This is a genomic window from Allochromatium vinosum DSM 180, from assembly GCF_000025485.1.
GTDB lineage: Bacteria > Pseudomonadota > Gammaproteobacteria > Chromatiales > Chromatiaceae > Thermochromatium > Thermochromatium vinosum.
Map to the genome: position 1 here is coordinate 2,364,348 of NC_013851.1, position 12,419 is coordinate 2,376,766.

A 12,419-nucleotide genomic window follows, 5' to 3' on the forward strand; every position below is an offset into this window, starting at 1 on the left:
ATTCTCCCGACGGATTCCAGAACCAAACGACACATCCCTTTGTAATCGATCGGAGGCTCCCATGTCACTGTTACAGGCCTTCAAAGGCCATCGCGGCGAGTATCTCGTCGTGCTGCAATTCGTGCTGATGTTCGTCTTCATCCTGGCGCCGAACTGGAATCCGCTGGCCACGGCCGGCGTGCTCGCGGCCCTGGAGCCGGTGCGCTGGATCGCGCTTGGCGGGCTGGGGCTGGTCGCGCTGGTGTTCGGCGCCTTCGGTTCGATCCACATCCGCGACTATCTCACGCCCCTGCCCTATCCGGTCGACCACAGCCAACTGGTCAGGCACGGCGTCTATGCCTGGGTGCGCCATCCGCTCTACAGCAGCCAGCTCCTGGCCGCGCTCGGCTGGACGCTCTACACCCTGAGTCTGTCCCATCTGCTGATCCTGGCGATCGGCTTCGTCTTCTTCGACTACAAAGCCCGCAAAGAAGAAGCCTGGCTGACCGAGCGCCATCCCGACTATGCCGATTACGCGCGCGAAGTGCGCAAGTTCGTGCCCTGGATCTATTGAGGCACGACCACGATCCTCGACCCGCGAAAAGACGGGTTTCCGGTCGATCAAAGGTCCGCCAGCGACGCGACCGGCGGCTCACAGTGCGTACCGCGACAGCGATAGATCAGCGGCCGTTCGCCGCCGCGCATCGAAGCCAGCGTGCCAGGTAGCGCGTCGATCCCGGATGGGATGGCGAAGACGAGCCGATGCGGCCGATAGCCCTGCTGGGCCAGCCGCTGCCAGGTCTCCAGCCGGTCGTCGGCGGCGCGGATGACGAGCATTTCGGGCGGATCGAGCCAGTCGTCGAGCGCCATGAGCAGACTGGCATGGGCGTGCGGCATCCGGCGCATCGACTCGGCGGCGAGCCGCAGTGTGCCGTCAGCCGCCTCCAGATAGCGCACCTCGCCGATCAGATGCCCGAGCCGCTGGAGGGCGAGCGCCGCCACGCCGTTACCGGCCGGCATCGAATCGTCGCCGAGCGGCTTGGCGCGATGGATCAGCGGCTCATGCGAGCGGCCGGTGAACCAGAAGCCGCCGCGCTCGGCGTCATGGAACTCATCGAGCAACACCTCGGCCAGCTCGACGGCGAAGGCGAGGTCCGCGCTCGACCAGCGTACCTGGAGCAGCTCCAGCAGCGCATCGATCAGGTTGGCATAGTCGTCCAGATAGGCATTGAGATGGGCCACGCCGTCCTTGCAGGTCGCCAGCAGACGGCCGTCGTGCCACAGCGTCGAGCGGATGAAAGCGAGTGCCTGTTCAGCCGACTCAAGATAATCCGGGCGATCCAGCACCCGCGCCGCGCGTGCCATGCCCTTGATCATGAGCGCGTTCCAGGCCGTCAGGATCTTCTCATCGCGTCCGGGATGGACGCGCTGCTCACGGGCGCTGAAGAGGGTGGCGCGCGCACTGGCCAGCAACGCCTCGGCCTGCGGCAGATTCAGGCCCAGCGACTCGGCGGCCTGCGTCGGCGTGCGATAACCGTGCAGATGCCAGCGGCCCTCGAAGTTGGGCGGACGATCCAGGCCATAGACGGCCGCGAACAGCGGATACTCGGCCGCGCTCAACCGCGCGTGCACCGCGTCCCGATCCCAGACATAAAAGGTGCCCTCGTGGCCCTCACTGTCGGCGTCCAGGGTCGAGTAATAGCCGCCCTCGGGCGACTGCATCTCGCGCATGACCCAATCGGCGGTGGCCAGGGCCGCGTCGCGAAAGATGGATTCCCCCGTAGCGGAGAAGGCATCGCAGCAGAGCGCCAGCAGCGGCCCGTTGTCGTAGAGCATCTTCTCGAAGTGCGGGATCATCCATTCGTCGTCGACCGAATAACGGCAGAAACCGCCGCCGAGCTGATCGGTCAACCCGCCACGGATCATGCGCTCCAGCGTGAAGCCGGCCATGTGGAGCGGACGCGGATCGGGATCGCCGCCGTTCGCCGCCAGCCGTGCCTGACGCCGGAGCAGCAGTTCGAGATCGGTGGCATGCGGAAACTTGGGCGCGCGTCCGAAGCCGCCGTGCTCGGCATCGAAACTCAGCGCCAGCTGATGGAAGGCCGCCTCCAGCAGACCGGCCTCGGGCAGCTCCGCCCCGCCCTGGGGTTCGAGGCCGGCCAGCGCCTCCAGCAGACTCCGGTTCTGCTCGCGGATGGCGGCGCCCTGTTCGCGATAGGCGCGTTCGACCCCGACCAGCAGTTGCGTGAACGACGGCAGACCATGACGCGGCTCGCGCGGAAAATAGGTGCCGGCGAAGAAGGGCGTGTGATCGTCCGGGGTGAGAAAGACCGTCAGCGGCCAGCCGCCGGCGCGTTGGCTCAGAAGCTGATGCGCGGTCTGATAGACCTTGTCGAGATCCGGTCGCTCCTCGCGGTCGACCTTGATGTTGACGAACAGCCGGTTCATCCGCTCAGCCGTCGCCGGGTCCTCGAAGGACTCGTGCGCCATCACATGGCACCAGTGACAGGCCGAATAGCCGATCGAGAGCAGGATCGGGCGGTCCAGTTCGCGCGCCAGCGCCAGCGCCTCCGCGCACCAGGGCCACCAGTCGACCGGATTGTGGGCGTGCTGCTGGAGATAGGGACTGGTGGCCGACGCCAGCCGGTTGGTGCGTTGAACGTCGTGAGCATGGATCGAAGGCGACATGGCGGTTGATCTCCGGCTGAACGCTGAAACCCTGCACAAATCGAAGCTTGGCGGCTCAGATGATGGGGACGGTCGGGAGGCTTTCCATGTCACGACATCGGCGGCCTGCCCCGACGCGATCCCAAACTTCGTCCTCGCCGTGAGAAACCGGCGATATGGCACGGCATTCGATGCTAGTCTTGTCGACCTTGGCCGCTAACGCCGAACACCCGCTATCCGATCGAGACGCCCACCATGCACACTCAGCCACTCCTCCTGCGCAAGGACCAGGAACGCCGCCTGCTCGCCGGTCATTGCTGGATCTACAGCAATGAGATCGACACCAAGGCCACCCCGTTGAAGACGTTCGAACCCGGTCAGCCGGTCGAGATCCTGAGTCAGAGCGAGCGCTGGATCGGCCACGGCTATGCCAATCCGCACTCGCTGATCTGCGCCCGGATCGTCAGCCGCGAGCGCGCGCACCCCCTGAGTCCGGCGCTCTGGCTGCAACGTCTGCACGAGGCGCTGGCCCTGCGCGAACGGCTCTACACAGCGCCCTTCTACCGCCTCGTCTTCGGCGAGAGCGACGGGCTGCCGGGGCTGATCGTCGACCGCTATGGCGATCGACTGGCGGTCCAGATCACCACGGCCGGCATGGAACGCGCGCGTGCCGAGATCCTGGCCGCGCTGGAGCAGGTGTTGCGCCCGCAGGCGATCGTGCTGCGCAACGACACATCGGTGCGTGAACTGGAAGGTCTGGAACCGGGTGTCGAGCACGTGCTGGGCGAGCCGTCCGGCGACTGGATACTGACCGAACAGGGGCTGGAGTTCGCCATCGATCCCATGCGGGGGCAGAAGACCGGCTGGTTCTTCGATCAGGCCGAGAACCGCGCACGTCTGGCCCGCTATGGCGTCGGCGAGCGGGTGCTGGACGTCTGTAGCTATGTCGGCGCCTGGGGCCTGCGCGCCGCCGCGCTCGGCGCCTCGGACGTGACCTGCGTCGACGCCTCGGCCGACGCGCTGGAACGGCTCCAGTCCAACGCCGAGCGCAATGGTCTGTCGGCGCGCGTGCGTCCCCTCCAGGGCGATGCCTTCGAGGTGCTGCGCCAGCTGCGCGATCAGGGCCGGCGGTTCGACACCGTCCTGCTCGACCCACCGGCCTTCATCAAGCGCCGCAAGGACGAGAAGGACGGCACGGCCGCCTATCAGCGTCTCAACCGGCTCGGGCTGGAACTGCTGGAACCGGGCGGATTGCTCGTCACCTCGTCCTGCTCCTTCCACATGGGACGCGACGGCTTCCAGCGTGTGGTGCAACAGGCCGGTCAGCGCGCCGGGCGGCGGCTGCAATTACTGGAGACCGGCCAGCAGGGTCCGGACCATCCGGTCCATCCGGCGATCCAGGAGACGGCCTATCTCAAGACGCTGTTCCTGCGCGCCCTGCCGGCCGCCTGAGCGACGCTCCGCCAGGCGCGGGATATGCCTTTGTTTAGAGCCGGATGGTTTTTGCCGCAAAGCTCACTACAATTCCCGGCGCGACCGACCCCATCCATGGCTCGATCGAACAGTAACCGCCATTTTCAGAGATTCAGACCCATGCACGCCGATAGGCCCCTCACCCAAGCCAACGCGCTTCCCGAAGCCATGCCGGACTCCATGCCGATCGATCACCGCCCCGTGGCGGCCCGAACCGGGCGGTTCGCCGCCCAGGGACTTGGCCTCGTCCTGACCCTGGTCGGACTCCTGGCCTTGAACGGCTGCACCACGGCGCCACCACCAACGACACAGTTCAACGGTCCGGTCGACACGGTGGTGGTCAAGAAGTCACAGCGCCGGCTCGAACTGCTCAGCGGCGGCAAGGTGGTGCGTCAATATCGCGTCGCCCTCGGCGGCGCCCCGGTCGGGCACAAGTATCGCGAAGGCGATCAGCGCACGCCCGAAGGCCGCTACACGCTCAACTGGCGCAACCCCAAAAGCAACTTCTACAAAGCGATCCATATCTCCTACCCCACCGCCAAGGATCGCGCCACCAGCCGCCAGCTCGGCTACAGCAACCCAGGCGGCATGATCATGATCCATGGTCTGCCCAACTACATCCAGTCCGCGAGCCTGCGCCAGCAATACGCCAACCGCGACTGGACCCAGGGCTGCATCGCGGTGCAGAACCACGAGATGGACGAGATCTGGAGCCTGGTGAAGGACGGCACGCCGATCCAGATCATGCCCTGATGAGGCGCCCGGTGCGTCCATCGCGGATCACGGATGGACGATCGGACCCGGCGCAGTGTCCGGCGAGGATGTAGTCCGGCGGCTCGTCGAGCGCGAGCCGCACGCCCAGAGCGGTTCGGGCCGCCGGACGCGCGGCCTGGTTGGCGCTGGTCGAGACGATGGCTCCGCCATAGGCGCGGCAGAGCTCCGCCACCAGCGGATGGGCGCTCACACGCACAGCGAGCGTGTCGAAGCGCCCGGTCAACCAGGCGGGCGTCGCCACACGCGCCGGCAACAGCCAGGTATTGGGTCCGGGCCAGGTGGCGTGGATCTCGCGTTGCCGTTCCGGCTCCAGTGGCTCGACGAAGGGCCGGAGCTGATCCGGATCGGCAGCGATCAGGATCAGCCCCTTGGTCATGGAGCGGCGCTTGATGGCGAGCAGACGGGCGACGGCCCGTCCGTTCCAGGGGTCGCAGCCGAGCCCATAGACGGCTTCGGTCGGATAGGCGAGCACGCCGCCCTGCCTCAGACACCGAACGGCCAGACGCAGCCGATGCATCGGCTGCCAGATCGAGATGTCGCTTCGGGTCTTGGAATCCAGGATAGCCGTCTGATGCCGTGTCATGTTCAAACGCTCCAACACTTCGATTGATCGACCACAGCCTTGCTTCCGATCCGGTCATCCGCCGCTCGGTTCGGCTTGGTTTAGAATGATCCGCTTGCACAGGTGCCGATCACTTCATCGAGTCAGTACAACCTCATCAGCATGACCCCAACTAAAGCAAGCGGTCTGGAAGCCTGGCTCGATGTCGTCCGCGACCAGAAGATGCCGATCTTCGAGCAGACGGTGCATCAGATCCTGTCCATCTCGGAAGACGATCTGGCGCCGGCCTCGGCCCTGGCGAGTGTCGTCCTGCAGGACGCCTCGCTGACCACCCGCCTGCTGAAGCTGGCCAACTCGATCGCCTACAACCCCAGCACCACGGCCATCAGCACGGTCACGCGCGCCGTGATCGTGCTCGGCTTCGACGCCGTGCGGGACATGTGTCTGACCCTGACCCTGGTCGACACGCTGCTCCAGGGGCCGGCGAGGGTGCGCCTGGAACGCGAACTGGCCCGTGCCATGCACGCTGCGACCCAGGCGCGTGCCCTGGCCACGGCCCGGGGTGACAAGTCGCCCGAAGAGGTCTTCATCGCCACATTGCTGTACCGGGTCGGCGAACTGGCCTTCTGGTGCTTCGGCAACGAGTCCTGTGAACGTGTCGAGCAACTGGCCGCCCAGCCTGGGGTCACGCTGGAGACCGCCCTGGAGCGCGTGCTGGGATTCCGTCTGAGTCAGCTCAGCCGTCGTCTGGTTCACGAATGGCGTCTGACCGATCTCCTGAAGGAAGCGATCGACCACCCGGCACGCCAGGATCCGCGCATCCAGACCGTCATGCTGGGCCATCAGATCGCCCGCTGTGCCGAGGAACACGGCTGGCACTCTGAAGAGATGGAGCGCCTGGAGCGCCGTGCGGCCCGACTGATCGATGCCAGCGAGACCGATATACGCGCACTGTTACAGGAAAAGGCCGCCGCCGCCTTTGGCATGGCCCATGACTGCGGCGCCTCGGCGGCCGCCCGACTGATCCCGCTGCCCGACGGGTACGGCCACCTGGTCGACGAACTGGAGGCGGCTGAAGCTGAACCCGACACACCACAGGTCGGAGCGACGCCACCGCCCGCGTCTCACCCGCTTCCAGACTCCAGACTCCAGCTGAGCATCCTGCGCGAGCTCAACGCGGCCATCGAGAGCGTCCGCTGTGATTTCAACGTCATCATGGAGCTGGTCCTGGAGGGACTCTATCGCGGTGTCGGCCTGGACCGCGTGATCTTCGCCCTGATGACGCCGGACAGGCGCGGCCTCAAGGCCAAATATGCGCTCGGCCTGCCGGACGAGTTGACGATCGCGGCCTTCCAGTTCGCGCGTCCGGCGAGCGGGACGAACATCCTGTTCGAGACCCTGGACCACCAGCTACCGCGTCTGGTGACGCTGGCCGAACGTGAGCGCGATCCGCGTCTGGTTCCCGAGGGTCTGGTCGGACTCATGGGCATCATGCCCTTCATGGTCGCCCCCATCCTCATCAATCAGCAGAGTATCGGCCTCTTCCTGGCCGACCGTGGTCTGAGTCAGCGTCCGCTCGACCCGGAGAGCTTCGAAGACTTCAAGCATTTCGTCCAGCAGGCCAACATGGGGCTGACCCTGGCCCAGAGTCGTCAGCGACGGCGCTGAGTACGCGGCCTCAGCGTTCGGCCTCCTGATCCTCGACCGGTGCACGATAGCCGCATTCCTTCTGCGGACAGATCTTGGCCGCGCCCTGGGTCTTGGTGATCTTGAGCGTCAGCACCGGCCAGCCGCAGCTCGGGCAGGGTTCGGCGAGCGGCTCGTCCCAAAGCGCATAGTCGCACTTGGGATAGGTCGAGCAGGAATAGAACTCCTTGCCGCGCCGCGATTTTTTCTTCTGGAGCGTGCCCTTGTTGCACTTGGGACAGGTGACGCCCGTGTCCTCGGGCTTGTCGAGCGGCTCGATGTGCTTGCAGTTGGGATAGGCGCTGCACCCGATGAACTTGCCGTAGCGTCCGCGCTTGATCTCCAGCGCCGAGCCGCACAGCGGGCAGCTTCGCCCCTCGACCACCTCGGGCGCCTCGCGCTCGGCCTTGTCCGGGTCGAGATCGCGGGTGTAGTCGCACTCGGGATACTGGGTGCAGCCGATGAAACGCCCGTTGCGCCCGAGCCGGATGGCGAGCTGACCGCCGCACTTGGGACAGGTCTCCTCGATGCGCTCCTGGGTCACGTCGCTGCGCTTGACGTGCTCCTGGGTGTGGTCGACCAAGTCCTTGAACGGACGCCAGAAACGCTCCAGGAGCGGAACCCAGTCGCCCTCCCCGCGCGAGACGGCATCCAGATCGTCCTCCAGACGCGCGGTGAAGTCGTAGTCGACGTACGAGGTGAAATAGTCGGTCAGGAAGCGGTTGACCACGCGCCCGACGTCGGTCGGCACGAAGCGCTTCTTGTCCAGGATCACGTATTCGCGATCCTGGAGCGTGGAGATGATCGAGGCATAGGTCGAGGGTCGGCCGATGCCGAACTCTTCGAGTGCCTTGACGAGCGTCGCTTCGCTGTAGCGCGGCGGCGGTTCGGTGAAGTGCTGCTCGGGACGGATGGCGAGCAGGTCGACCAGTTCGCCGACCTTCATCTCGGGCAGCATCCGGTCCTCGTCGTCGTCGGCGCCCTTGGCATCGTCACGCCCTTCCAGATAGACGCGCATGAAGCCGGGATCGACCACCATCGAGCCGGTGGCACGCAGCATGTTCCCGGCTCCGGCACTCAGGTCGACCGCGACCTGATTGATGAGCGCATGGGCCATCTGACAGGCGAGCGTGCGCTTCCAGATCAGCTCGTAGAGCCGGAACTGTTCGACCGTGAGATGCGCCTTGACCGCCGCAGGCTCGCGCCGGATCGAGGTCGGCCGGATGGCCTCGTGGGCCTCCTGAGCGTTCTTGGCCTTGGTCTTGAACAGGCGTGGGGCATCCGGCAGATCCGCCTCGCTATAGCGCTCGACGACATAGGCGCGGATCTCGTCGATGGCTTCCTGGGCCAGATTCACCGAGTCGGTGCGCATATAGGTGATGAGACCGACCGCGCCCGAGCCGACGTCCACGCCCTCGTAGAGCTGCTGGGCCACGCGCATGGTGCGCTGGGCGGTGAAGCCGAGCTTGCGCGCCGCCTCCTGCTGGAGCGTGGAGGTGATGAAGGGCGGGGCCGGCTGGCGCTTGCGCTGCTTGCGCTCGACCTGTTCGACCTTGAGCTTGCCTCCGGCGGCCTGCTCCAGCGCCGTCTTGACCTCGGTGGCGCGCGCCTCGTCGGTGATCGTGAACTGCTCGACCTTCTCGCCGGCGAAGGTGGTGAGGCGGGCGACGAAGGGCCGCGCGTCCTTGGCCGTGTCGGCCTCGATGGTCCAGTATTCGCGCTGGACGAAGGCCTCGATCTCAGCCTCGCGCTCGCAGATCAGGCGCAGCGCCGGACTCTGCACCCGCCCGGCCGAGAGTCCGCGCCGGATCTTCTTCCACAGCAGGGGCGAGAGATTGAAGCCGACCAGATAGTCGAGCGCCCGGCGCGCCTGCTGGGCATTGACCAGGTCATAGGAAATCTGGCGCGGATTGGCGATGGCGTCCTGGACCGCGCGCTTGGTGATCTCGTTGAAAACCACGCGATGCACCGGCTTGTCGCCGAGCTGGCGACGGCTCTTGAGCAACTCGTGGAGATGCCAGGAGATGGCCTCGCCCTCGCGATCCGGGTCGGTGGCCAGATAGAGCGCCTCGCAGTCTTTGAGTTTCTTGGCGATCGACTGGACGTGCTTCTCGTTGCGCTCGATGATCTGATACTTCATCGCGAAGCCGTGATCCGGATCGACCGCGCCCTCCTTGGGCACCAGATCACGCACATGGCCATAGGAGGCGACGACCTCGAAACTGGGTCCGAGGTATTTCTTGATGGTCTTGGCCTTGGCGGGAGATTCGACGATGACGAGATTCATGCGGGACGGACGGATAGCCTGTAGTCAGGTGGTGAATGTTCGGACGTTCAATGCAGATAGACCGGCTCGTCGGCGTAGAGCATCTCTTCGAGCTGATCGAAGGCCTCCTCGCGACCTGGCCGGTTCATGAGCACCAGGAGCGCGACCCACTTGACCTCCTCGACCAGTACCTGCGGATGGTCGATCGCCAGCAGACGGTCGATCACCAGCTCGCGGCTGACCGGGTCGAGGATGCCGCTGTGCTCCAGCGACATGAGCATGCCGCGCGCCTCCAGGTCGAGCTTTTCGCATTCCAGTTCGCTGTAGACACGGATCGAGCCGCTGACGGGACCATGCTCGTGGGCCGCCTCGACCCCGAGTGCCAGCTCATCGAGCCAGCGCAGCGCCTTGTCGATCTCGCCCTGGGAGAAACCGGCCTGGCTCAGCTCGTCCTCGAGATCGCTCTGCTCGACGGGTGGCTGCTGCTCGCCATCCATGTAATTCTCGTACAGATAGATCAGTACATCGACCATGTTTTCGTTCATCGGCAATCTCGATGGATGGTGTCAACCGCGGGCTGACGGATCAGGGTGCGCGGGTATAGCGACCGCCTGGAAGGCATGATACATGACCCTCGAGTTCCATGAGCAACAGCATGGACGAAATCTGCTCGACCGCCAACCCCGTGCGTTCGGTCAACTCGTCCAGGTTCACCGGGTCGTGCCCCAAGGATTCCAGCAGACGCGCCTGCTCAGGCGGCAGATCGGGCGGTGGTGCGGCGGCGCGGCGGGCGCCGGGCGTCGAACGATCGGCGGCGGCCAGCTCCGCGCGCAACTGCGGGGCCAGTTCGGCCAGGATCTCCTCGGGCTCCTCGACGAGCTTCGCCCCTTCGCGGATCAGCGCATGACAGCCGCGCGACAGCGGATTGCGAATCGAGCCCGGTATGGCGAAGACTTCGCGCCCCTGCTCCAGCGCCATGCGCGCCGTGATCAGCGAGCCGCTCTTGAGCGCCGCCTCCGTCACCAGCACGCCCAGGCTCAGGCCGCTGATGAGCCGGTTGCGGCGCGGAAAGCTGCTCGCCAGCGGTCCCTGCCCCGGCGGCAGCTCGCTGACCATCACACCGCGCTCGACGAGCCGTCGTGCCAGATCGCGATGCACGGCCGGATAGACCCGATCCGGCCCGGTGCCGAGCACCGCGATGCTGTGTCCGGTCTCCAGGGCGGCGGCATGGGCCGCGCCATCGATGCCGATGGCCAGACCGCTGGTGACGATCAGACCCTGACCGGCCAGCCAGCGCGCGAAGGACGCCGTGATCTCGCCGCCTCCTGGCGTGGGATTGCGGGTGCCGACGATGGCGATCTGCGGCTCGCTCAGCAGATCGGCGTCGCCGCGTGCGTAGAGCACCGGCGGCGGGTCGGCGATCTCGGCCAGTCGCGGCGGATAGCGCGGATCGGCGAGTGTGATCAGATGGGCGTCGGGATGCTCGGCCCAGGCGAGGATGGCGTCGATGAGCGCGCGATCGGGCTGACGCAGCGCGGCGATGGTCTCGGGCTTGAGGCCGATCTGATCGAGACGCGCGTCACCGGCGGCCAGGACCGCGCTCGGCGAACCGAAGCCCTCCACCAAGCGCGCGAAGGTGCGCGGTCCGACACGCGGCGCCAGGATGAGCGCGAGCCAGTCGCCGATGGGCGCACTCGCCCAGTCGCGCGTTCGGGGCACGGCGGGATCAGGCGGGAGGCGGAGCAACCCAGTCGCCCACCCGAAGCGCGCGTGTGGTGTCGAGGATGAGGCCGAAACTGACCCGATCGAAGACCCGGAACACCATCAGCACGCCCGAACGCTCGAAGGGTTTGACGTATTCGGCCGTGTTGCGCCGATAGTCCGGATGCAGCGGGAAGCCGGCGTCCCGCGACGGCTCATCGGCACGCCAGCCCTTGAAGTCGTAGTCGCGCCCGAGCCAGAAATCGCTCGAAAAGGGACTCTCCATCAGCCAGTCGGTGTTGGCGATCCCGGCCCGGACCTGATCGCGCTCCTTTTCGCCGCCGACGAAGACTTCGAGTACATGGCCGGGTTCGAGCCTGTCGCGCGCGCCGCGATCGATGATGACCACGTCGTACTGACCGATCTGCGAGACGCCGTTCATGACCGAGAGGATGCGCCCGCGCGTCCCCGCCGGGGCCGGGCGTGGCAGAAAATCCGCCAGGGACCGCTCGGCGTCGGCCGGGATGACGCGATCACCGATCGCCACCTCGCGCTCCATGCGCGTCACCCGCAGCTTGGCCGGATCACCCGTGCGCTCCAGCACAGCGTTGGCGACGAAAGTGGCCTCATAGCCGAGCACTTCGCCGCTATCGAAGTCGCGCAGCGGATCGCCGGGGCGCAGCACCTGGAACTGCGTGACATCGCTCGCACGGATCTTGCGCACATAGATCGCGTCATGGACACCGGCGACGATGTGCTCGTCCGGAAAGCCGACCACATAGGAGGCACGCTTGATGTCATCGGAATCGGCCACATGCGGCTGGGTCAGGAAGGGCGCGATCGAGCCGACGCGGATGGTCGGCACAGGTGCGCTGATGGCCTCGGTACGCACCTGGGGGCTGAGCTTGACCAGACGCGGCCCGCCGCGTCCGTCGGCGCGCCCGATCACCGGACGGCCGGCGACCATCGTCAGCTCGAGCACGTCGCCCGGATAGATGAGATCGGGGTTCTCGACGCTCGGATTGGCACGCCAGACCTCCGACCAGCGCCAGGGATCGCGCAGGAAGCGCCCGGCGATGTCCCAGAGCGTGTCGCCCGGACGTACGACATAGGTCTGGGGTGCCCCCGGCGCCAACTCGACCGCGAACACCCCCGGCGCCAGGAGTGCCAGGGAGCCGATGAGGACTGAAATGACGGCGAAACGGCGTTGCATGGCGCGCATGGACCCTCCGCGATGGTCGAAACGGGATGCTCCCGTCCCCACGATGGGATGTAGTATCCTGGAGATAGTAGCGCACACCGCTTCGTCTC

10 protein-coding genes are annotated in these 12,419 nt (G+C 66.2%); 4 read left to right on the forward strand and 6 right to left on the reverse strand.

The window, feature by feature from the left end; genetic code table 11:
- The first annotated feature begins 61 nt into the window (after nt 1–61).
- Nucleotides 62–553, forward strand: coding sequence for a methyltransferase family protein (locus ALVIN_RS10280; RefSeq protein WP_012971257.1), 492 nt, complete (start codon nt 62–64; stop codon nt 551–553).
- A 47-nt stretch (nt 554–600) separates the two neighbouring features.
- Here ALVIN_RS10280 and ALVIN_RS10285 read toward each other — a convergent pair whose 3' ends face one another.
- The gene (locus tag ALVIN_RS10285; protein ID WP_012971258.1) at nt 601–2,667 is read right to left on the reverse strand and encodes a thioredoxin domain-containing protein; all 2,067 of its coding nucleotides are present in this window, start codon (nt 2,665–2,667) and stop codon (nt 601–603) included.
- Nucleotides 2,668–2,901: 234 nt separating this feature from the next.
- Here ALVIN_RS10285 and ALVIN_RS10295 point away from each other — a divergent pair, with 234 nt between their 5' ends.
- Together ALVIN_RS10295 and ALVIN_RS10300 are read left to right on the forward strand one after the other, a co-directional pair.
- Nucleotides 2,902–4,098, forward strand: a complete 1,197-nt coding sequence (locus ALVIN_RS10295; RefSeq protein ID WP_012971259.1) for a class I SAM-dependent rRNA methyltransferase — start codon at nt 2,902–2,904, stop codon at nt 4,096–4,098.
- Nucleotides 4,099–4,239: 141 nt separating this feature from the next.
- Nucleotides 4,240–4,872, forward strand: coding sequence for a L,D-transpeptidase family protein (locus ALVIN_RS10300; protein ID WP_012971260.1), 633 nt, complete (start codon nt 4,240–4,242; stop codon nt 4,870–4,872).
- Here the strand turns inward: ALVIN_RS10300 and ALVIN_RS10305 are convergent.
- Nucleotides 4,862–5,410, reverse strand: coding sequence for a Sua5/YciO/YrdC/YwlC family protein (locus ALVIN_RS10305; protein ID WP_043796233.1), 549 nt, complete (start codon nt 5,408–5,410; stop codon nt 4,862–4,864). The two genes, ALVIN_RS10300 and ALVIN_RS10305, sit on opposite strands and share 11 nt — an antisense overlap.
- A gap of 207 nt (nt 5,411–5,617) precedes the next feature.
- Here ALVIN_RS10305 and ALVIN_RS10310 point away from each other — a divergent pair, with 207 nt between their 5' ends.
- Nucleotides 5,618–7,123 carry an HDOD domain-containing protein gene (locus ALVIN_RS10310; protein WP_012971262.1) on the forward strand — a complete coding sequence of 502 codons (1,506 nt, stop codon included), beginning with the start codon at nt 5,618–5,620 and terminating at the stop codon, nt 7,121–7,123.
- Nucleotides 7,124–7,133: 10 nt separating this feature from the next.
- Here ALVIN_RS10310 and topA read toward each other — a convergent pair whose 3' ends face one another.
- The 4 genes from topA to ALVIN_RS10330 are packed head-to-tail and all read right to left on the reverse strand — an operon-like array spanning nt 7,134 to nt 12,330.
- Nucleotides 7,134–9,428 carry a type I DNA topoisomerase gene (gene topA / locus ALVIN_RS10315; RefSeq protein WP_012971263.1) on the reverse strand — a complete coding sequence of 765 codons (2,295 nt, stop codon included), beginning with the start codon at nt 9,426–9,428 and terminating at the stop codon, nt 7,134–7,136.
- Nucleotides 9,429–9,475: 47 nt separating this feature from the next.
- The gene (locus tag ALVIN_RS10320) at nt 9,476–9,952 is read right to left on the reverse strand and encodes a DUF494 family protein (RefSeq protein WP_012971264.1); all 477 of its coding nucleotides are present in this window, start codon (nt 9,950–9,952) and stop codon (nt 9,476–9,478) included.
- 40 nt (nt 9,953–9,992) lie between these two features.
- Nucleotides 9,993–11,126, reverse strand: coding sequence for a DNA-processing protein DprA (gene dprA, locus ALVIN_RS10325; RefSeq protein ID WP_012971265.1), 1,134 nt, complete (start codon nt 11,124–11,126; stop codon nt 9,993–9,995).
- Nucleotides 11,127–11,133: 7 nt separating this feature from the next.
- Nucleotides 11,134–12,330, reverse strand: coding sequence for a LysM peptidoglycan-binding domain-containing protein (locus ALVIN_RS10330; RefSeq protein WP_012971266.1), 1,197 nt, complete (start codon nt 12,328–12,330; stop codon nt 11,134–11,136).
- Nucleotides 12,331–12,419: the final 89 nt, after the last annotated feature.